Annotated in this window: 22 protein-coding genes; 5 read left to right on the top strand and 17 right to left on the bottom strand. The window is 46.0% G+C overall.

Annotated elements, in window-relative coordinates:
• Nucleotides 1–58: 58 nt before the first annotated feature.
• The 4 genes from Q6A92_RS03195 to Q6A92_RS03180 form a co-directional block, all read right to left on the bottom strand.
• A complete protein-coding gene (locus tag Q6A92_RS03195; RefSeq protein WP_332237003.1) occupies nt 59–265 on the bottom strand; it encodes a hypothetical protein in 207 nt (68 codons plus the stop codon).
• 54 nt (nt 266–319) lie between these two features.
• Nucleotides 320–856, bottom strand: coding sequence for a GNAT family N-acetyltransferase (locus tag Q6A92_RS03190; protein WP_274401897.1), 537 nt, complete (start codon nt 854–856; stop codon nt 320–322).
• Nucleotides 857–912: 56 nt separating this feature from the next.
• Nucleotides 913–1,839, bottom strand: coding sequence for a helix-turn-helix transcriptional regulator (locus tag Q6A92_RS03185; protein WP_332237002.1), 927 nt, complete (start codon nt 1,837–1,839; stop codon nt 913–915).
• A gap of 353 nt (nt 1,840–2,192) precedes the next feature.
• Nucleotides 2,193–2,843 carry an HAD family hydrolase gene (locus tag Q6A92_RS03180; protein ID WP_274401899.1) on the bottom strand — a complete coding sequence of 217 codons (651 nt, stop codon included), beginning with the start codon at nt 2,841–2,843 and terminating at the stop codon, nt 2,193–2,195.
• 338 nt (nt 2,844–3,181) lie between these two features.
• Between Q6A92_RS03180 and Q6A92_RS03175 the strand changes: the two genes are divergently transcribed.
• Entirely contained in the window at nt 3,182–4,102 is a 921-nt protein-coding gene (locus Q6A92_RS03175) for a DUF1672 family protein (protein ID WP_332237001.1), read from the top strand.
• A gap of 9 nt (nt 4,103–4,111) precedes the next feature.
• Nucleotides 4,112–6,070 (top strand): hypothetical protein, encoded by a 1,959-nt coding sequence (locus Q6A92_RS03170; protein ID WP_332237000.1) that lies wholly within the window; start codon nt 4,112–4,114, stop codon nt 6,068–6,070.
• Between the two features lie 419 nt (nt 6,071–6,489).
• On the opposite strand, the gene Q6A92_RS03165 is transcribed toward Q6A92_RS03170, so the two are convergent.
• Nucleotides 6,490–6,936, bottom strand: a complete 447-nt coding sequence (locus Q6A92_RS03165) for a DUF3021 domain-containing protein (protein ID WP_332237061.1) — start codon at nt 6,934–6,936, stop codon at nt 6,490–6,492.
• Nucleotides 6,936–7,376, bottom strand: a complete 441-nt coding sequence (locus Q6A92_RS03160; protein ID WP_274401902.1) for a LytTR family DNA-binding domain-containing protein — start codon at nt 7,374–7,376, stop codon at nt 6,936–6,938. The genes Q6A92_RS03165 and Q6A92_RS03160 overlap by 1 nt, the downstream gene beginning before the upstream one ends.
• A gap of 512 nt (nt 7,377–7,888) precedes the next feature.
• Here Q6A92_RS03160 and Q6A92_RS03155 point away from each other — a divergent pair.
• Nucleotides 7,889–8,494, top strand: coding sequence for a hypothetical protein (locus Q6A92_RS03155; protein ID WP_274401903.1), 606 nt, complete (start codon nt 7,889–7,891; stop codon nt 8,492–8,494).
• 447 nt (nt 8,495–8,941) lie between these two features.
• On the opposite strand, the gene Q6A92_RS03150 is transcribed toward Q6A92_RS03155, so the two are convergent.
• The 11 genes from Q6A92_RS03150 to Q6A92_RS03100 all read right to left on the bottom strand — a co-directional run bounded on the left by Q6A92_RS03150 (nt 8,942) and on the right by Q6A92_RS03100 (nt 19,356).
• Nucleotides 8,942–10,153: a GNAT family N-acetyltransferase gene (locus tag Q6A92_RS03150; RefSeq protein WP_274401904.1), complete on the bottom strand. Its 1,212-nt coding sequence runs from the start codon at nt 10,151–10,153 to the stop codon at nt 8,942–8,944.
• A gap of 375 nt (nt 10,154–10,528) precedes the next feature.
• Nucleotides 10,529–11,662, bottom strand: coding sequence for an ABC transporter permease (locus tag Q6A92_RS03145; protein WP_332236999.1), 1,134 nt, complete (start codon nt 11,660–11,662; stop codon nt 10,529–10,531).
• Nucleotides 11,649–12,356, bottom strand: coding sequence for an ABC transporter ATP-binding protein (locus Q6A92_RS03140; protein WP_274401906.1), 708 nt, complete (start codon nt 12,354–12,356; stop codon nt 11,649–11,651). The genes Q6A92_RS03145 and Q6A92_RS03140 overlap by 14 nt, the downstream gene beginning before the upstream one ends.
• A gap of 1,109 nt (nt 12,357–13,465) precedes the next feature.
• Nucleotides 13,466–13,978, bottom strand: coding sequence for a GNAT family N-acetyltransferase (locus tag Q6A92_RS03135; protein ID WP_274401907.1), 513 nt, complete (start codon nt 13,976–13,978; stop codon nt 13,466–13,468).
• Nucleotides 13,979–14,055: 77 nt separating this feature from the next.
• Nucleotides 14,056–14,613, bottom strand: a complete 558-nt coding sequence (locus Q6A92_RS03130; protein ID WP_332236998.1) for a helix-turn-helix domain-containing protein — start codon at nt 14,611–14,613, stop codon at nt 14,056–14,058.
• 577 nt (nt 14,614–15,190) lie between these two features.
• Nucleotides 15,191–15,829 carry an NADP-dependent oxidoreductase gene (locus Q6A92_RS03125; protein WP_443029676.1) on the bottom strand — a complete coding sequence of 213 codons (639 nt, stop codon included), beginning with the start codon at nt 15,827–15,829 and terminating at the stop codon, nt 15,191–15,193.
• Nucleotides 15,830–15,847: 18 nt separating this feature from the next.
• Entirely contained in the window at nt 15,848–15,994 is a 147-nt protein-coding gene (locus Q6A92_RS03120) for a hypothetical protein (RefSeq protein ID WP_274401910.1), read from the bottom strand.
• The gene (locus tag Q6A92_RS03115) at nt 15,957–16,514 is read right to left on the bottom strand and encodes a MarR family winged helix-turn-helix transcriptional regulator (protein WP_332236996.1); all 558 of its coding nucleotides are present in this window, start codon (nt 16,512–16,514) and stop codon (nt 15,957–15,959) included. The genes Q6A92_RS03120 and Q6A92_RS03115 overlap by 38 nt, the downstream gene beginning before the upstream one ends.
• Before the next feature lie 31 nt (nt 16,515–16,545).
• On the bottom strand, nt 16,546–17,607 hold the full coding sequence (locus Q6A92_RS03110) for an alkene reductase (protein WP_274401912.1): 1,062 nt from the start codon (nt 17,605–17,607) through the stop codon (nt 16,546–16,548).
• A 536-nt stretch (nt 17,608–18,143) separates the two neighbouring features.
• The gene (locus Q6A92_RS03105) at nt 18,144–18,602 is read right to left on the bottom strand and encodes an HIT family protein (protein WP_332236995.1); all 459 of its coding nucleotides are present in this window, start codon (nt 18,600–18,602) and stop codon (nt 18,144–18,146) included.
• Nucleotides 18,603–18,702: 100 nt separating this feature from the next.
• Entirely contained in the window at nt 18,703–19,356 is a 654-nt protein-coding gene (locus tag Q6A92_RS03100) for a GNAT family N-acetyltransferase (protein WP_332236994.1), read from the bottom strand.
• A gap of 393 nt (nt 19,357–19,749) precedes the next feature.
• Here Q6A92_RS03100 and Q6A92_RS03095 point away from each other — a divergent pair, with 393 nt between their 5' ends.
• Nucleotides 19,750–20,523 carry a VIT1/CCC1 transporter family protein gene (locus Q6A92_RS03095; RefSeq protein WP_332236993.1) on the top strand — a complete coding sequence of 258 codons (774 nt, stop codon included), beginning with the start codon at nt 19,750–19,752 and terminating at the stop codon, nt 20,521–20,523.
• A gap of 17 nt (nt 20,524–20,540) precedes the next feature.
• Nucleotides 20,541–21,230 carry a VIT1/CCC1 transporter family protein gene (locus Q6A92_RS03090; protein ID WP_274401914.1) on the top strand — a complete coding sequence of 230 codons (690 nt, stop codon included), beginning with the start codon at nt 20,541–20,543 and terminating at the stop codon, nt 21,228–21,230.
• Nucleotides 21,231–21,927 lie beyond the last annotated feature (697 nt).

Here is a 21,927-nt window from a genome sequence, read left to right as displayed (position 1 = left end):
ATTTGATATAACATAATAATGAAAAGGGCCATTCTGGCAGGATTTGCTCAGGTTCAGTTTAAAAATCAGCCGGCGGCCGGCGGCCATTACCAAATTCGCTAGGATAGACCGATAAAGCCCTGGCGACGACCGATAAGCTGCGTCTGGCGACCGATAAATCAGCGGTAACGACCGATAAACCGTGTCTAACGATCGATAAAGCTGCGATAATGACCGATAAACCCTCGGCAACGGTCGATAAACCGACGTGACCGATAAGCTGCATCTACCCGATCGATAAATCAGCGGCCGGGATCGAATCCGCACAGGCAGAACTTGTTTATTCCTTTCTCCCAAGATAATTTTCAATTTCAAAGGGAAGCGGCTTATAGCCCGACTGTTTTAACACATCATTCCGTTCATCGGCGTTTGGAAAAGCCTTTGTAACGATAGAATTGACATCGAAATCCCGATAAAAATGGGCCTGCGCAATCGCTAATACATTCCGGATGATTTCCCGGTTTTCGCAGTCACTTCTTAAGTCAATGCGCAGCACACCGTGTGAGCCGATTCTTGAAGGAACAGGCCGATGAAACATCTCTACCGTGCCGACTTTATCACAGGTATCGTTCAGAATGACTGTCCAGCGCACCCAGCCTTTATTCGCGTAGGCATCTCTCCAGAATTTAATTTCACTTTTCATCTGCTCAATGGACGTATAGTAAAAGTTGTCCGGACAGTTATCTGCGTTGAAAAAAGGCAGTGATTGTTCATCAGAGTAACATTTGAGCAGTTCTTCAGCATCTTCAGGCATGGTTTGTCTTAATGTCATTCTCTCTGTCCGATATACAGGACATACCTCATAAACGCTTTTCATTGTTTGTTCATCTCCCCCGTAAAACAGGATAACAGAACAATGACGACACCAGAGTGTCATAGATGCTCATAGAGATTCAATATTTCTTTACAACACCGGCAGAGCCGCTCTTTCAAAAATGCAGGCTCAATCACTTGCACAAGTTTCCCAAGCGAAAGCAGGGTGCCGAACCATAGCTGTTCGTTTTCCGGCAGATGCAGCTTCATAATAAAATCCCCGTTTTCAAGCTCCTTTTCGACAATGCCGTTGAGATATTCAATTGCACGCGTTCGTACCTCGGACTTGCATCGAATACGAATGTCAATATATTTTCTTCCGTCATTTTGATCATGACGATTCAAAATACGATTTGCCGATGGATGACGATGGACGACCGGCAGTTCCGTCAGATGAACCTGATCCATTCGGATCACCTTATAAAGTCTGTAATCCTTTCGATCGGAAGAATAGCCGAGCAGATACCATGAATACCATTTATAGGCTAGTGCTATCGGTTCAACTTCCGGGATTGATGCCCCGCCGGAGGCATTCGCATAATTAAAACGGACCACGCGCTTCTTTCTAATCGCTTCATTCAATATTTTCAAACGCCGGACAACCTCTTCATTCCCTCTTAGCGTGCCAAAATCCAGCAGAAGGCCGCTCTCCAGATTGATAAATGGAGACGTCGCAGTTATTTTTTCAAGCGTGGTACGGATTCCCGGGTCATCAAAGGCTGTTGCCAATCCTTTCAGCGCAGTCATAATGAAGGAATAGTCCTGCTGTCCGGCCACCTGGCGCGTCATTCGGAAACTGTCTAAAATCTCATATCCGCCGTTTGCTCCATATGTCGAGCAAATGGGTATTCCCGCCGCACACAGACAATCAATATCACGCTGGACTGTCCTGACGGAGACGCTGAATTTTTGAGAAAGACTTTTTGCATTTGTCTTGCCATGATTCAGCAAATATACGGTCATGCCTAACAGTCTGTCTGTTTTCATAAACAAAACCACCTGACAAAAGCATGGGAATAGTTAATTTTCCCAGCATACAGCAAAACTCTGTTTCATATATTATTATAAAATTTTTGTATGTCGTTCATATGATTTTACCCGGCAGAGGGCTGATCTTCTTAATCAGTACATCACAATTTCTCAGATCTATTATTTAGTCCATTTATACACATCTTAAATTCATTGCCGAAAACCTTTTCTAATCGCTTTTAGTTGGACAAGATCAAAAAGACAATTCTGATGATAGAACTTAAATTGTAATTTTCTTAAGTTGTCATGAAAGCGTTAGAGCATCGGTTATTTACGTATTACAGTAACCCTACTGCGAAGTGACTGCATGCTCATAAATAATTTAATATTTCGTTCAACTTCTTGACTTCCCTGTACGGCATGCAATTTTGAAGCCCCCTTTTAGACTGACGATTGACCCAAATTCTTCTCCAATTCATTCTCTGTGCGGGAACCATATCCCACCAAAAGCCGGCCGCTATATGTACGTGGTGATTATTCAATAGTTTATTCTGGACCTGTTCAAAAAAATTTAATTGGGGCTTGTATGCATGTAAATCTTCGGCAAGATAGACATCATCAAATCTGTGATCGAGGGATTTTAAATTATCTCTCATAATATTCCAATCTGAGTTTGACATGATAGATGTTTGATAACCCCTGGATTTCAAAGTTTTCAATGTATCCGCGACTTCAGGGAATGGAGAAAGTTCTTTATGGACCGTCATTAATCGATCATATTGACCGGTTAACTTTTCCACACCTAGTTCCATTTCGCAATATTGCAGAGTCTTATAAATAATATCACTGTAAACGGTAAAAATTCCCTCGCCATACATCAGCCGCTCTTCAAAATTGCCATATGTAGTGACCATTAAAGTTTGATCAATTCCATATTCCGCAGCAATTTTCTTAATTTCTTTCCAAAAAGCAGATGTATCAATTAAGGTTCCATAACAATCAAAGGTTAATATATCGGCCATTTTATCTCTCTCCAATTCAGGTTACTGTCGCGCTTGCTGCGCAGCAAAACTCAGTTTCATATATTATAAATTATTTGCGCCGTGTGCGTATGATTTTCCTTGACGGAGGACTGATCCTTCTATCAACTCGTCAAACATGCCATAAATCGACAGAGACATTAAATGATTCCGACGCTTTTGGCAGGATTAAAACGTTCATAATATTAATCCGTCATACATAATAATTGGGCCTTTATTCCAATTTAAAGATCACGCGCATTGACTTAACATAAATGGGAAGGAATTTGTGAAGAAAAATCGAATTTTCATATTGGAAAATAGACAAGGAGCGTGGACCCATGCACCGGAAACGATTCAGGCTGTTATGCATGGCCTGTGCTTTAGGCATCAGTTTAACGCTGGAGGGCTGCGGATTGACAGCGAATGATCCGAAACAGGCACAAAACGAAAACACTTCTCCATACACACCCGTTCAGGATTACGCCGGTCAGGGCTATTCTTTGCCGAACGGCGAGAAGACAGGAGCGTTTGCGAAGACCCATAAGAAAGAGATCGTCGATCAAGTTAATAAATTTTTCAAAGAGAAATATCATCTGGAAGTCACGACGCACAATTTAGTCGGTGCGACCAACGCAGTTGTTGCTTATGTTGAATCAAAAGGAGAGCCGCATTTCCATACGTCAGTGATTGTCGGTGTGGATCTGGCCAGTCAAAAGGTGACGGAAGAAGTAGAGGCCTATGAGGGGTCAGTCGAAGGCGCTATTACAAGCGGTCTGTATGAGATGGCCTACGAAAAGGAGTTTAAAAATCTGGATCGTTTTGCGGAATCTGTCGTGAAAAAGTATCCGGTCATCGGAAATAATCAAAAGGCAATTGATAATACATGGGATTCCGGATATGTAACCCCTTTTTATTACATAAGTACACTGGACTCAGATTTTCCCAAAGCTTATAGTGCCTTTATGAATGATCATAAGATCTCAAAACAGAAACTTCGGCAACTAATACAACAACAACCATTTGATCGTGAGGGAGTACAGATTGCACTGACTTTCTATATGGGGAAAAAATATGCTTCTCCCGATCAGAGAATTGCCGATGAAACGATTAGACAATTTAAGACATTAAAAGGAATTGTCCCCGGAAATTATGGAGTTTTCATCCAAAGTAACGAAATTTTAAAAAGAACAGGAACTGCGAAAAGTCATAAAGGAACAATAACGGGGAAGACAGATATTATTCATGAGCCCGAGAAATAAGGTGACTAAATGACAACTGTAAATTCCAATTTTATAAGAACCAATGATCAGGATTTGGTACAGCTTAGTGGATATGCCGTTTATCTTCACCCTGAAGAAAAGAGAAAAATTAAAATCAATAATCATCACTTTCTAATAATGGCCACAAACTACAGTTCTCTTCCATCCGGCCTTGATGCCATGACAGTTAAAGATCTCCAGACCGGCAACATCTCCATCATCTACGCGGGCACCGATCCGCAACAATCAGCCGACATCGGCACCGATGCCGGCCTCGTGCTCAGCAGCGGGACCCCGCAACAATTCAAGGATGCCGAAGCCTATTACAAAAGCATGAAAACGACCTACGGCCATGTGGATTTCGTGGCCGGCAATTCTCTGGGCGGCGGGCTGGCCAATTATGTCGCTGTCCGAAACAATGTCCGTTCGGTCACGCTCGATCCATCGATCCTTCCGGAAAAGGTGGCCGTGCCGGCGGCGGATTCGGCCGCAGCGAAACGGATCACCAATTATGACGGAGGCTACGATCCGCTGACTCTCGGCGAGGTGGCCGGCGGGTACGGCAGCCGGATTCCCGGGACAAAGGTCAACGTGGATTTCGGCATCAGCTGGCTGACTTTTTTAACAAACAATCATACAGGCTACGTGGGCGTCATCGATCCATCCGCCCCGCAGGAAAATGTTCCCGTCGGCGTCCGGGGCACCCCGTCTTTCGGACAGATTGAGTTCACGGCCGATCATCAGCTGGTCACGGACCTGTGGACGGGGAAAGCGCTGACGGCGGAGACGGCGGGCAAAAGGCAGCGGATCAAAATCGATACGGGCAGTCTGGATGACCGGCAGGTTTCGCTGCAGAATCAGTTCAACCAGCTGCTTTACTCGGTTCGGGGCATCGGACCGGTCTTTCGGGCCGCCGATGAACCGAAAAAAATCAATCCGCGGCTGGCCGCGATTCTCGAAGAAATGGACTGGATCGCCAACCTTCCGCTGACCGAGAAAATGCTCGAAACGATCTCTGCCGGGCTGGAGAAAATCACCGTGCCGCTGATCGGGATTCCGGCCCTGATCGCCGATCTCGCCTTAAAAACGGAGGATCTGACGGTGCGTGTGGTTAATCTCCGCGTAAGGGCCGTTCCCCTGCTTTTTCGTGGATTGACCTCGCACTTTCTTGACGGGATTGTCGATGAATTGAAGGCGCATGACCGCGTGGTCGGGAAAAATACGGCCCAGCTCATCCATCAACTCCCCAATTTCCGCGATCAGACGGATCAGGTCCGAAAAATCATGGACCAGGCGGACCGGTCGGTTGCCCGGGCGCTTGACAGCGGCAGCAGTATCCCGCAGACAGCGGCGAACGCGGACGCCTCTTTTCAGGGGGCCATGGAACCGTCCAATTACTTGAGAAACGGGATGGCCCTTCGCCGGCAGCAGTTTGAGCAAAATTTTCAGGTTTTTTCCCGAAGGGCAGACGAAGAGATCCGGCCGATTCTGATCGGCTGCTCCGGGCTGGCCGGTGAGGTGCTGGACCAGCTGCAGACGGCGCACGCCTGCCTAACCGCTTTTTCCTGGGAAACAGATCTGATCCGGATTCCCTTCCTGTCCTGGGACAATCAGCTGAGAGAATTTCTTTTGCGGACGAAACAAACGCTCGGCCGATCGACGGACGCCGCGGAGCATGTCCTTGGCCTGCTGCATCATGTCCAGGGCCATTTCTCCGACCTGATACTCGCGTTCAAGCCTTACATCGAAGCCGCTTTATTCAACGGAACGCAGTACCAGGCGGTGATCGCCTATCACCACGCGGCGCTGGGGATTCTTCAGGATATCCAGCTGCAGTTCACGGAGATCGCCTATCAGCTGTCGGAAAACGAATCGGCGGCTATCCTGCAGCTGGAAGATCGTTCAAAAGCGATCCAGAAAAATCTCATCTTTCTGATCGAGCAGGTCCGGCGGGAAACGGTCATCTGAAGCAGATCGGCAGAGTCCTAAAAATCAATCGGAAAATCTCGGATATTGGGTCCCCATTTATAGGTGCCGCTAATTTTTACACACCGTTAAATCGGAGGATCGTCATCATTCACCGTTAATCCGGCATTTTCCGTGTATACAGTGGGCTAAATGATGAAAATTTTAAGGCCATGCTGCCTAAAATAATAGCAAGCTCTCTTAGCCGATCGTTTCATAACTAACCCATCATCCCAATTTGGCTTTATAACGGGCAATAAAGCGGAATGCTCCTGAATCATCTCCATCTGTATGTTATTTTTGAACGTTCTATTTATGATGACGTATAAATCCAAGGCCTGCCGCCGTACCGCAGAAGTTTTAAACAGAGATTTTCTCATAATCCTCCCGCCCCGCCCATTCAACCCTAAGACGACCGTTTTTTATTTTTTCAGCTTTATGTTAATAGCTTTAACGGTTCTTTTGGCAGCAGTGAAAAAGATAATCCACATGACGATGTAAATGCAGATAAAAATAAATAAGAATCCAAGTAAAAACTGCCACTGCAACGGAAACCAGCCGCACAGCACAGCCAGAGGGGTAAAACAAATCAAGGTAACAAGAAAATGTGTTCCCGTCATTCTGGTAATGCTCCACGTATCTTTCATAAAAATAATACTTGCAACACTAAAAACAATACCGATTGCAGCCCAGTACAAGGCAGATACCCATGTTGCTGTCAAAACATTAGAAAATTGTGCGACAAAGTGCGGAGATGATGGATAATAACGCGTACCTCCGTTTACTAAAGAAAAAAATAGTGAGCTCCAAAATCCGATAAAGTCGCCGATAACGATTCCGCTGATAACCAGCTTACTCACTCGCTTCATCAAAGCTCCAGCCTCCTTCTTAAATGGTTCACGTACCGCCGTGAAGTATAGGTGCTGACACTATGCTGCAAGTTGATTTTATAAGTGCCGTTAAAAGTTAATTCCAGATCCCGGATCATATGCAGATTTACTATTTCACTGTTGGAAATGCGAATAAATAGGCCCGGATCCAGTAATTCTTCTAGTTGATACAATCGTTCACGCACTTCACAGACCTGTTCTGCCGTCTGAGCCCGAACGCCTTTACTTTCCGTAAAGAAGCGAATAATTTCAGCAGGATTCAATGGTTTCAGTCTATCGCCGGCATACCCCATAATGTACTCATTATGATTGGCAGACAAGGCTCTGACTGCCTGGTTCACTTCGTCGGTGACCGACCGCGCGTGTATCACTGCATATGGGAATCGGGCATGATGATCGATTCTGACATCGACTCGCAAAAGATCCCCTCCTTTCAGTATCAATTTAACATTCTTTTCTAAATAAGTACCCTATTCACGATAAATGGCGCGTCCTGAAAGATAGATGGTTATGTAATCAATACATCCCGCTTATCGGCGGGGCGATCAAATAATTAAAGACACGAATATCGATAAACCGGCGATCGATAGACGTCTGACAACGGTCGATCCATCCACAGACTATTTGAAGCAGCTCCCAGTATACTTGCATACCAATATCTGAACATTCTGAGAATAGGTGTATTTTTTATCTTATTTTCAGCAAATAAGATGTATTATGTAAGTGTAGTCGGAATTATTTGTTAATCGCTTTTTGTAAGCGCTCTATTAACAATGAGAAAGGGGGTAAAGAATGACGATGTAATTGATCATGATGTTGTCGATGATTTTACTTTTACTCATTTAACCAGAGCAATGCGTTCAGAGTGGAACTCTTTTGCTGATTTCGATTTTGTATTACGAAAACAAAAACGAAACTGGGGGTAAAGTAAATGTCAGCCGAAAGAACATCAAACAATAATCTTCACGATCCCGTTGCTGTAGATAACGACGATCTGCCGCCTCTTGCGACCAGAAAGGATCACCGATTCCAGCGAATAGCATTTTTACTTTTACGTCTTGATATTGGATTTTACTTTTTTTGGGCATTCATTGATAAGGTATTCGGCTTTGGATATCACACTGCCCCGGCCAAGGCCTGGATCAGGGGCGGTTCTCCGACGAAGGGCTATCTGTCGGGAATAAATGTCGGGCCGATGCAGGGAATCTATCACGCTATAGCGGGCCAGACATGGGTCGACTGGTTGTTTATGCTCGGTCTGTTGGGCATCGGAGTCGCCCTGATCTTAGGCATCGCCATCCGGCCGGCCGTCGTCTGCGGAGTAGCACAATACTTCTTAATGTGGCTCGCAACCTGGCCGCTGGCAACCATGGGCGGCGGCCAGCCTACGGGCTCCACGAACCCCCTGCTGGATGATCATACCTTAGGACTATTCGGACTTATTGTCATCATGAGCTGTATTTCCTGGGCAGGCGGTCCGCTCGGTCGCTGGTGGTCGAATCTGTCTTTCGTAAAAAAACATCCATGGATGCGCTAAATTCGCAATCTCTTAATAAGCTTACCGGAGAAGAAGGCGTTTCATAAGTCGACGTTTCGACTTTGAGACGCCCTCTCTAATTTCAGAGTTATGTTTCAAAATCATTCACTGGCTGAAGAACAAATATTGGGGGATTTAATGATGAAAGGATATTGAAAGACCGCTTTCCCCGCTGAATGTCCGTCTGCGGCCCGATCAAAAAAGCAATGATTATTCAGCGGATGCCTTGCTTGCCCCGATCTCCGGCAATTGAGCGCCGCTGCTTTTTGTATGGAATAAAAACAGAACGAACGAGCAAAAAAAGAGAATCAATAAATTTCAACACCATAATGGAAAAATTTTAACCGGAAACACAATAGCCTTTTTAATTTCTCCGTTTTTTCCTAGCGGCCATAAAAAGGTTATCCTCCGTTCCTTTTTACGGAGGGCTTTTCACTCTCCTGCTGTTTAAAAATAATCTGAGAAATAGGATGTCTGTTGCTCAATCGCATCCTCCAGCATATCCACGGTCTCAGGGCGGCACGAAATACGGCCGATCTTATGCAGATAGTCGGGCCGTTTGTAGCCCAGCAGCATCGTCGTCAAGGTCTGAATATCGATTTTATCCTGATTGTGCTCCGACGAACGAACAACTTCGCCCTTCCCTTCAGCGGTGATACGCAATGTGAAAACGCCCTGGTTCCATGAAAGCAGCGGATCATCCAGCGTGAACGTCCATTCCCGGTCTGCCGTATCCGGTTTAAAGGGATATTGGGCAATAAACTGCTTCAGATCGACAATGCGTGCCATGTAATAAGGAGAGATCGTTTCCTTAATGTCCGCATCCTCCAATAAAAATGACAAAGGTTCATCCGTATAGGTATTGCCGACGACCTTTGAAATCATTGAAAAATGCGCGCTGATAAAATTCCAGAGTCCGCTGCGGGCTTGTTCATTGATGAAGATCATGTCTTTAATATGAAAGACCTCATCGGCAATCCAATAAAGGACGTAGCCGTCCGGCAGTCCGTTATCATTGTAATATACAGCTGCCATCAGGTCGTCCGAGTCCCACAGCCAATACTCATTCCAGGCTAGATCATTGCGCAGCATCGCACCATGGGTCTGCATGGCGAACCGCTCATAAGTTTTTTTCACTTGCTCGCTTTCTGCATCGACACGTTCGACTTCGCCGGGCACCTGCCTGTTCTTCGGCAGTTGATAATCATTAATTTCGTAGGAAATTTTATCGGAAATGATTTCCCAGCCTTTTCTGCGATAGTAAGGGATGGAATACGGATACAAATAAGATATTGACTGATTCCGTTTTCTCATGTGTTCCAGAGCTTGATACAACAACTTGTGCATTAAACCCTGGTTGGAATACTCGGGATAAGTGCCGACGCCGGTAAGGCCTCCCATATCGTAGGTCCGGTTGAAGATACGCACTTGCAATGGATAAATCGCTGCCTGCGAGATCAGCTTGTCGCCGTCAAACCATCCAAAGACATCTGCCTGCTCCAAAACCGGCGACTTTGCCCGGATGATCTCTTTTTCCTCCCATCCAATCTGATGCAGCTCCTGGTCAGTGACTTGAAAAACATACCTCAGCAGTTGATTATACTGTTCAAGGTATTCCGGCCCGACTTTATGCATTTTCAATTGCTTTTTTCTGCGCATGCCAATCTCCCCTTCTGGGCGCTCCAGCAATTGCAAGTGTTTCTAACCTGCGATCAAAACAGGCAACAGAGACACAAACAATTAAAGCCCATGACCTGATCATTAAATTCGCTTCGGCAGTATCTATTCTTAATAAACTTGTTTTCTGAACCTATGTTTTCCTGCACGATTTTTCAATCTATCTGGTTAGGCTCCAGCCTCTTTAAGCGGGCTTCCAGACAAAACGGGAATCCATTGAGAACGAAGCTATGAATAACGGCGGCATTGTCTCTGCACAGAACATTTTCCTTTATTATAGAGCATCAGGAGGTCATGGTGCATGGTCTTGACTGCTTACGCAGCATGCCGGATCCCGTCATCTGATCCGCATTTCAGCTACCCGAGAGCAACCATCGTTAAAATGACGGTGATCAAACCGACCAAAATGTCCGGCGGAATGGACAGCCATCGTTGAAAGCGGAGGCAGGCCTGTTCCGCACTTTCAGGCTGATAAGGCACCAGAACGAAAAAATCATTCACCGCCATATCACGGAACAAGATACCCAGCCATTTATTAATAAACCAGATAAACAGAACATAGACCGCCCATTTTAGCCAGAGCGGAAGAAGCAGTACCGCCAGGCAGGTGGCACCGATCAGTTTATAGTACAGAGAAAGGCGGTTTTTACTGCGCAGCACCGATTTAAGAAGAAACTCGAGCAAACCGTTTTCTTCGCTGCGCTGTTTAAAAATTCTTCCCGACTTGCGAAAAAACAATACCGGCTTCCTGCTGTTCTCCGGCCGCTGTTTCGGGACCTCATTGCTGTAGCGTAAGATCAGCCGGATCAGGCGTGTATGCGCGTCATACTCCGTATCAAGATCCTGTATCCAGAGATTTATTCTTGAAAACCGGCGCACATTCAGCCAGAGCATCAGCACCCAGACGATTGCGCCGAAAACGGCCGATAATAAAAAAGACACATGAATCAGCACCAGCCCTGCCGCACTAAAACTGATGAAGCGAAGCAGCCAGCGGATGACAACGTGATCGACTGATTTTTTGATGGTCATGACGGTCAGTTTAAACGCACTGAGCATTAAAAACATGCCGAGTATTTGCAGCATCGTAAACCGGTCAATGCCGACGAGCACCGGCAGAGCAGCAAGCATCAAAATGGATTCAGTCAGAAGAAGAAAGAACAGCGAGTTTAAAAAGCCGTCGCGTTTTAACTGAGCGATCACCTTCCTTCTCTGAATCAGGAAGAGCAGATCGGCATCCAGAAGATAGGTTCTGATGTTTCCGAAACCCGAAAGAACCAGGAGAAGAATCAGCACGATCGAAAATGGGATGCGGGCATCCCAGTAGATGTGAATGTTTCGCCAGACATCGGCGTATACGAACGGAATGATGGCCGCAGCCGGAATCGCGATATAAAGCATGACCGACCAGTCCAGAACCGTGTGGATCACTTGCCGCTGATACCGGCATTCGCTGATAAATCTGCGCCAAAACAGCCTATTTCCCGACATCGGATTCTTCCTCCGTCAGCACATCAAAACAGTCGAGCAGCGATCCGTCCTTTAAACCGCTGCGTGTTCTGATTTCTGCCAATGTCCCTTGAAAAATCACCTGTCCCCGGGAAATGAGGACGAAGCGGTCGCAGATTCTTTCCGCCGTATCGAGAACATGAGTCGACATCAGGATGCCTGCCCCGCCGTCTTTTGCCAGCCGGAGCGACTGAAGCAGCCGTTTCACCGCCCTCGGATCAAGGCCCATAAAAGGTTCATCCACGATGTACAGTCTGGCCTGCCGCAGAAATGCCAGAATCAGCATTACCTTTTGCTGCATGCCTTTCGAAAAATTTTCCGGATACTGATGAATGACATGAGACAGCTGGAAACGTTCCAGAAGCTTATGGGCGAGATCCATATAGGTTTTCTCATCGGTATCCAGCGTCGTCAGCAAAAATTCAATGTACTCCCAGAGCGTCATCCGTTCATAGAGCAGCGGGCGCTCCGGAATGTAGGCGTAATCAGCGGCCTGACAGCTTCCCTTAATGTTTTTGACGGTGCCGAGAATCGATTTGATGGTTGTGCTTTTGCCCGCGCCGTTCGGACCGATCAGTCCGACCAGCTCGCCTTCATTGACCGAAAAATGGATATCTTTTAATATGGGACTGCCGACATCGTACCCCGCCTCATGAATTGCGACCGATAGAAGCACCGGGATCCCTTCTCTCATCATCAATCATTAAAATCAGCCGGCCAATATTCATGACTGCTGATTCTGCCTGACACTTGTCTATGTATTTTCACTGACCTCATGTATATCAAGCAAGGAAATTGGATAAAGAACTTTTGAAACAGGGCTGCGGAAATCAGGAGATTCAGGAGTTAAGTATCCGCCGGCTTTGCAGTGAGCAACTGAACATTGATTATTTTACTTGGCAAATCTCTGCTCGAGCCATCCTTTCGATCCTCTTAAGCCGGGATTTCTAAAAATAATTTCATTCCATAATTTTCCCCATAAGGCATGATCAACCCTCTGCTGTGCTGTTTCTATTTCACAAACGGCATACATCGGAATTATATTTTTTAAAAATAATAGCGGAACAAGATGATGATCATGCGACGGCTGTTCGCCAAAGCCGATGAGGAAGCTTCAGGGCGAGGGTGTAATTAATAGAAAAAGCATGTTCTCCTGATAAACGGAGACTCTATCTATGGCGTTAGAAGAGGCCATCCGGCCGGCTGACCATTGTTCAACGATTCCCAGCAGTCGTCTCTAAGTAAAAGTATTCTTATCATCAATGCGCCCCCCGGGGCCCGGGTCTATGCGAAACAGTCGTCGCTTCGCAAATGATTTCTCTCATTATACCTCATTACGGGGCACCTGAATGGGTTTCTCTATATAATTCCGGCGATCGGAGGAAAATGGGATGCGAAAGAAAATCGTCACAAACCGGCCCGGCATCTCAGAAATGAATCTCAAAACATGTCCTGCTAAGTTAAACACGGCCACATTGGCCCTGATTTTATTAAAAAGCACCGCCCAATCGGCAAAGTTTTAGACGAAGCCGGAAGGACAACCGGGGCAGGCTCCTGGCAAACAAACCGCAGGGCGCGGCATTCATAGTCGCCGCTTACACAGTGATCTTTTAAATTTTTATACTTCCCAATAATATTGATGGGACGGTCCAGAAATCATACATCCGGGCCGTCTTCTTTTATCGGTTATTTCAGGATGGCGCGGTAAAACAAGCCCTGTGCAGCCAAAGTGAATCATTGCGGATAAAGAATACTGCATTAAAGCAGGCCTACATGATTGAAGGATTAAAGATCAATCCAATAACGCTGAGTCGTCCGTTCCGAGTGATCGACCTCATTTTCAAGAACGCCGCCATTATTGATAATTGTCTTGGCGGAGCCTGTATTGTTCTTGTCACAAGTAAGGAGCACACGCTTTAAATGGAGCGCACGTGCCTTATCAAGTGCCAAAGCCAGCATCTTCGCGGCGTATCCTTTGCGGCGTTCCGAGGGACGAATGCCGTAACCGATGTGGCCTCCGAAGCCGGATAAAAACGGATTCAATTCATGACGCAGCTGCAGAGCACCGTATAAGCGATTTTTTTCGTCCGTTAAAAAATATAAAGTTGCCGGAACCCAGCCTTGTTTACGAACATGATCCGTTTTTGCTTCATTCAGTTCTCTTAAAAAATGTTTATAGGGGATCGTTCCTTTCGCCGATCCTCTCGGGATGATTTCTTCATCGCAATCTTTCCATTCCGACACGTAATCCTCATAAGCCGCTTCAAGATCGGGAGTTAATTCGATTAGTTTGAGCATTCGATCACCTTCTCGATAAGATTGGAACTTCACACTGAGTTTTGAGTTTTATTATAATCTTTCTTATTCGTTACTGTTCATTTGAGGATCAATGTGGTCAGCCACCAGCCGAATCCCAGCGTGACTATAATGCCGATCAGCGTCACGGCCGGCGGCATCGCGAAACCAATCAGGTAGATAATAATAGCGGCAGCCATCAGCCACAGGGTCCCCAGCGGCAGCCAGATCGGCGCGATGTGAATCGATATCGTGCCGAGAAACAATAAAACGAGCCCGCCTACTAGAAAAGACATAAAATCACTGTTCAGCAAATTGACCGGGTACAAGGATCCGCCCCAAATAATAGTAAGAACCGCTGAAGCAACTAGAACAAAACCGAGAATCGCTAAACCGGACATTTTATTTTTCCCATCCTTTATCAGTTTTTTTTCAAGATTCTTGTCTCCTTTTACCAATTCATCCAGTGTGATTTTAAAAATTTCGGACAGCTGAACTAATTTTTCCAGATCCGGATAGCTTTGACCCGTCTCCCACTTAGAAACCGCTTGTCTTGATACGTGCAGCTGCTCGGCTAATCGGTCCTGTGAGATCCTCTGTTTTTCACGTTCACTTTTTATCCGCTTTGAAAGTTCCATATTGTCCGCCCCCCTTCGTTTGCCAGTATGACCGATCATAAGCCCGAAAGTAAAGACACTTACCGGAGCGCCGGCCCGCAACTGCCGGTTGCGGCGCCGGAGGAACCGCTGTTCCGTTTCCCCCGCCGTCTGAAATTTTTCGGCGTTCGCTCATCCGCTTAGCCAATCCCGCGAAGATTATATTTTATACGAAAAAGACAAAAAAACCAGCTGCCATTAAGGGAATACTCGCTTAGTCTTGTCCGTGATCGCTCTGGATACACAGGTTGTGCCTGCAGAGTAAAGCCTTTTGATTCAATTTCTGTGGTTAACCATTTCTCGATTCAAGTAACATACCCCGGCTCAAGCCATGGTTGCAATTCTCGGATCATAAAAAAAAACACGATCCCGACATATAATATATATCGGATCGCGTTTTTATCTAATGAGAAGTTACAGAAGATATTTAAAGGGAATCGATACGTAATAATCTTCTTCCGCGGTTATGACGTTCCTCGTTTTTAGCAAAAGCCTCTTTTACTTTATTGAAGAGATAAACCACGGAATCGATGGCGGGCTTTAACGTCCCCGTCGGCAATTAAGCGGACGATGGTTTCCAGATTGCTGCGAATCGGAACGCCGGTATTGAATTTTGCTGTAACTCCGTATTTTTCAGCACTTTCGGCGGCCGGACCAAAGAAACCAGCGTCCCGCCTCTTTTCAGAACAGGCCATGATCGGCTTTCCGTGTCTCCGCCAGCCAGATCAATGACCAGATCAACATCTTTAACGGATGTTTCGAAAGACGTCGTTGTATCATCGATGACCTGATCGGCGCCTAACTCCTTTACGAAATCCAGATGAGCGGCAGAGGCCGTACCGATCACTTCGGCGCCCTTCCATTTTGCTAACCGGGCCGCATATTGGCCCGATCCGCCTGCCGCAGCATGAATGAGCACGGTCTGCCCGGATTTCAATTCGCCCTCCGAAAACAAGGCCTTCCAGGCTGAATCGGCGCCTCCTTTAACGGATGCGGCGGCTTCAAAGCTCAGATTTTCCGGAATTGGAACCCATTCATTCGCTTTCGTCAGACCATATTCGGCAAAAGCGCCGTCAACGCTCCCCAATACCCGGTCTCCCTTACGGAAATCGGCAGCATCGGCACCTGCCGCCTCAACAATGCCGGATATTGCGGAACCGGGTGTATAAGGAAACGTCTTTGGAAAAAAATCATGCAACCATCCATTGCGGATTTTTCAGTCAAGAGGCAGTACCGATGCATAATGGATTTTGACAAGAATCTCTTCGGCTGACGGCTGCGGACGTTTGATTTTCTCCAGCTGCAGGACTTCATCACCGCCGTATTCATGTACCTGAACGGCCTGCATCGATAATTCCGGCATCTGATTCGCTCCTTTGCTTATTATCGTCATGATTGCACCCGAGTGAACGCTCTATCCTGGACCCAATCTTCCGTGACAGATCGACAAGCACCGTCTTTTCCCGTTCAGTCAGGCCTTCCGTTGTTATGCTTTCCAGATCGCTCCAAAAGCCCAGAACCTTTTCTTTCAAATCGCGTCCGGCCCGGGTCAGTGATACAAGAGTCACCCGGCCGTCTTTCTCCGAACGATGACGGACAACAAGTCCGGCGGCTTCCAGTCTGCAGACGGATTTTGCAACGGTTGAGTGGTCGAGGCATAAAGTCCGGCCCAGACAGTTCTGGGACTGCCCATCCCGATCCCACAACTGCATGAGCATGATTTCCTGCCCGGGGAATAGGCCTGCTTTCCGGATCATCCGGGCAGCCAGGGCCCGATGCGACCGGGAAAGCGCGAAAATTGCGAAACTGACAGGATATTTGTCCGCAACGCTTAAATGTTCTTCATAATCATTCGTATTCGAAGTTTTTCGATCCTTTTTCATAATCATTCCCGACTTTTCAATTTTTTTATTTTCAACTTTTTCCTTTCAATGTCGGATAATCTGTATAACCGTGACTGCCGCCGCCATAAAATGTCGTTTTGTCCGGTTCGTTCAGCGGGGCATTGCGCTTCAGCCGATCGATCAGATCCGGATTGGCTAGAGCCCACGTACCTACAGGGGCTACGTCGGCAAGTCCGGCGTCAATGTCCGCTGCAATATTTTTCAATGGACGGCCTGGACGGTTTACCAAAAGGGCATTCGGCCAGATGGTGCGGATATCCCGGAGCAATTCATCGTTTCCGGCGTGCACCATATGAATATAAGCCAGATTCAACTTTCCTAACTCTGCTGCAAGATAACGATACAGTTTCGGCCCGCTCTGCCCGTCATTAATTCCTCCGAGCGGCACGCCCGGAGAAATACGGAATCCCGTACGGTCTGCTCCGATCTCATCCGCCACTGCGTCGGCGACTTCAATCGCAAACCTTGCACGGTTTTCAAAGGAACCGCCATACTCATCGCTGCGCAGATTAGAGTTTACACCAAAGAACTGATGAATGAGATATCCGTTCGCTCCATGTATCTCTACGCCGTCGGCACCTGCTTTAATTGCCGCCCGTGCCGCGATTCTAAAATCGCCGACCGTTTTTTCTATTTCTTCCCGACCCAATGCCCTGGGGGCCGGGATATCGGCCATCCCATGAGATGTAAACATTTTAACGCCGGGAGCAATAGCTGACGGAGCAACCGGCTGCCGATGATGCGGCGTATTGTGGGCCATTCTTCCCGCATGCATTAACTGAATGAACAAGTGTCCGCCATCAGCATGTACCCGATCGGTGACCCTGCGCCATCCGTCCACATGCTTTTCCGTATAAATCCCCGGGGTGTTCGGATAGCCCTGACCATCATCGGAGGGCTGGGTCCCTTCACTAATCAGCAACCCCAGTGAAGCGCGCTGTCCGTAATATTCAGCGCTCAGATCTCCCGGTGTACCATCAGGAAACGCCCGGCTCCGCGCCATCGGTGCCATTGCCAAGCGATGGGATAATTTCAGTTTCCCAACAGTTATCGGGCTCCATAACTCAGTCACTCCTAACATCTCCTTCGGAATATAATTGTGGTTTGCGGTCGACTGCGTAATTGAGTTTACCCTGTTTATAGGTGGCCGGCAACAGAAATGCTTATAAAAATAATTTGAGCAGCAAGGATATGCCTTTCTCATGACCTTATTTACAATTTTATGGTCGGCCCTCCGGAGTGTTCAGATATTAGACTGGAGGGGCTGCCATATCCGCAGACAAATTATTTTTTCAAATTCAACGGAAGGACACAGATTTGTACTGTTCTAAGCGTGGCCGCAGATCATTTTTCAGTCGGTTCAGCCGTATGAAACGGTTCCTTAAAAATTGATTTAATTCGATGATGATTGTTCGGAAAGTTACTTGGCAGAGAGCAATTTCGGCTGACGCGGTTCCCTCTTCCCAAGTTTGAGTGACTGAAAGCTAGTTTAAATATCCTTTAATATTTTCCTGATGGGCGGTTCAGTTCGGAATAATTTCCCGAGTTTCCCTTTTAGCCAATTTAAAACAGAGCTTCATTTCATTGTCAATTAAAAAACGGAAGCCATTATTTCTGATAGATCTTAGATAAATAGTGGGACAGGTTCTCTTTAAGCTCCCCATGTTTTTCAGGACTAAAAAGTTTTTGCTCATCAAACCAGTTTGACGGATCATATTGCCAGACCGGCATTTTTCTTCTTTCTTCCTTTTCCCAATCATACCTGGGAAAAATATGTGCATGTAAAAACGCATCATCGGTATTGCCCAATATATCATAATTGACACGAAGCGGATGACAGACATGAATGATTGCATCACCGATTAAGCTCATATCCGTTAAAAACAGTGAACGCTCGAAAATTGTTAAATCATTCAGACGAGACACTTCCCTTTTAGGGAGAAGAACACAGTACCCAGGCAAAAATTGAATATCTCCGATAACCGCATATCCACTTTTCATTTCTGCTAAAACCATTGGATTTGTGCCGTTTTTAGCCGATTGAATCCTGTTCTCTCTCCAGTCCATAAGTATACCCCCCGTTGCTTTCGTTTACTGCTCATATAAAATTTCATTTCTCATGATCCGTCAGATGCAAAGTGAAACCTAAATTAGGCAACAAGATCCATTATTTAAAAATATCTTTTTGAAACCCTTTTGGATGCCACTGATTCCATTCTTCTCTTAGAACACCATAGCCAATAGAATCATAGTATTGGCCGTCAACAATTCTTGCCTTCCTAAAACAAGCTTCTTTAGTATATCTAAGTTTTTCAGCCAATCTCATCATGCCGAAATTTCCAGACCATGTTCTTAAATCTACTCGCTCAATCTGCGGCATCGCTTTGAAAAGATAGTCGGTCCATAAGCCTAGCGCTTCAAAGCCTCGTCCATTTCCCCAATATTCAGGGCTGAAGATTGCAATACCAGCACAAAGCCAGTTCGTCTCCTTGCTTTCCCAGTACCAGCTCACTCGGCCAAGGAGCTTATCCGTTACCAAATCAGCAACCGCCAGATCGTTTCGCGGAATCTCTAACGTATTTGTTTTTACTTTTGTACATAACGTGTCGACAAGTTTAATGATCTTATCTTTAGACATTCTAGAATAATAGGGCCCATCAAATTTTTGCCATGCCCGCCCCGGCTGTCTCCAGAAAATGTAATCTTCTGCATCTTTAAGTTCCCAATCGCGAATGACAATTTGTTTTCCCTTAAAGTTAAGCATGGCAACCCACCCTAATAATGTTTTTCCCGCCGAGTCTCTTTCATAGTCCGTCAGCAATGCAACGGAACTCTTTCCCCATTATATAACTAATTTCAGGATGAATTCAGACTTGCTTTTTTATAATTAATATTATATTATTATATTTATCAAATAGATATTAATATAATTTGTAACAATGACTATCACATAATATCTTAGATTCAAAGGATCATCATTTCGTTGTAATAAAGCTATATCAAAGCACTAATTTTGGTTTTTACTATTCAATAAGCATCCAAATGTATTTGATTATCATTATCATTTATAATAATTCGATGCTTAAAATCAATTCAAATCATGATTAATGCAACTATTGATTCTGACGCAAATTACGGGTTTCTGCATGCTGTGGAAACTTGTTTATTGATAGATTCCAAGTATCTATATATCTTTGGGAGGGAGAAAGTGCAAATGACTGTTATTTCCGCTAATGAACCTTATGAATCAACTGTTGAACCTAAAAAAAACTGGTTACAGAAAATAAAAAACATCTTTCATATAAACAAAATAACTAAAAAGTTTTCGCTGGCACAGAAAATCAATGTGCTCCGGGCAAGCGTGATGGGAGCAAACGATGGAATTATTTCAGTAGCAGGAATCGTCTTAGGAGTTGCCGGTGCGACAAGCAATCATTTCGCTATTTTTATTTCCGGTATCGGCGGGCTGCTTGCGGGAAATATTTCGATGGCCATGGGCGAATACGTTTCCGTTCATTCGCAGAAAGATGCACAGCAAAAGGCGACGATTGAAGAAACTCAATTATTGAAAACAGATTACGATCAACAATATCAATTTATCTCAAACAAATTAATGGCATCCGGCATCTCTTCCGAACTATCCGAAAAAGCAGCTCAGGAGATGATGGCTAAAGATCCGTTAGTTACCGTTGTTCGCGAAAAGTACGGCTTTGATCCGAATGAATTTACAAGTCCTTTCGCAGCCGCACTGGCCTCCATGCTCTCTTTTACCTCAGGTGCCTTACTGCCGCTGGCCGCGATCACCCTGTTTCCGGCCCAATGGAGAATTGCCGGAACGGTATTGACCGTTGTTTTTGCCCTGATCCTGACCGGTTACAGCGCCGCAGCTTTAGGGAACGCAAACAAAACCCGGGGTATCATCCGCAACACCTTTGCAGGATTATTGACGATGCTGGCCACCTATTTTATCGGAAGTCTGTTTGCTTAAGACGGGAGGATCGGTTAATGATATTTAAAAAAACAGGAAAAACACAGACAATGGAAGAAAAACTGAACACCTTGAGAGCGGGAGTACTCGGCTCCAATGACGGCATCCTGACCGTCGTCGGCGTGCTGTTCAGCGTGGGAGCAGCAACGACCAATCACTTTACGCTTTTTATTGCCGGCCTGTCCGATCTGATCGCCTGTGCCTTTTCCATGGCCGCCGGCGAGTATGCATCGGTCAGCACACAGAAAGACACGGAAAAAGCGGTCGTAACCCATGAACAGGCTTTGATCGGTACAAATTATGAATATCAATTGCAGCATGTGACCAATTATTACCAGGACAAAGGCGTCACTCCGGCGACGGCGACGGCCATCGCCCGGCAATTGATGAAACAGAACCCATTGCAAACCGTCGTAAACGTAAAACACAATATTCATTTAGGACATTACGTGAATCCGTGGTTTGCCGCCCTGGCTTCTCTGTTTTCCGCGGGACTAGGCGGCTGCCTGCCTCTGCTGGCCGTCACCTTTCTGCCGGCGAATGAGCAATGGCCGGGAACGATAATAGCCGTCGTTCTCTCTGTGGCGCTGACAGGTTATATGAGTGCCAGGCTCGGACGCGGTTTTATAAAGAAAGCCATTATTCGCAATGTCATCATAGGCATTATCACGATGTTTATTCACTATTATGTCGGAATTTTAATCTGATCCGAATGTTTCTCCCGGCTTATTCGCCAGATAACTAAATGGAGCAGCAACACCCTTGGAAGCTGAATGACTCAGCTTCTTTTTTAACACTTTAATTCGGCCCGGTAATTGGTAGGTACAAAAATTTGAGTTTATCAGAAGTAATAGCCCGCTGATTGCCGGCATATCGAACAAGTTAAGGGCGCTGAAACAGGGCAAATAAGGTTTGGACGGTGACAATCTTATAAGCAAGCGGGATCATGTATTTTTAATATTAATGATTATCCCCCCAACTCATGTATCCAGTCGGGCCGCAGCGTGAAAACGCTGTCGATTTTTCTGAAACACGGCCGGTTTGCAAGAGCGGCAGTCTATGGCTCTGAATGTTCATGCGAACGACGATTCATCCTTTTTTGGGGCGATAAACTCTTGACGGGGCGATACTCCGCCGGAACAGGGCGATACTTCGCCGGAATAGGGCGATTGTTCACTGTTTCAGGGCGATTCATCCTTTTTTCGGGGCGATAAACTCTTGGCGGGGCGATACTTCGCCGGAACAGGGCGATTCGCAACCATTTTCGGGCGATTGTTCGCTGTTTTAGGGCGATTCATCCTTTTTTCGGGGCGATAAACCCTTGACAGGGCGATACTCCGCCGGAACAGGGCGATTCGAGGCCATTTTCGGGCGATTGTTCACTGTTTTAGGGCGATTCTTTCT

Origin of the sequence: Sporolactobacillus sp. KGMB 08714, from assembly GCF_036598985.1 — a bacterium.
Lineage (GTDB): Bacteria > Bacillota > Bacilli > Bacillales > Sporolactobacillaceae > Sporolactobacillus.
Note: the sequence above shows the minus strand (reverse complement) of the source record. Positions and strands in the feature narration are given on the sequence as shown.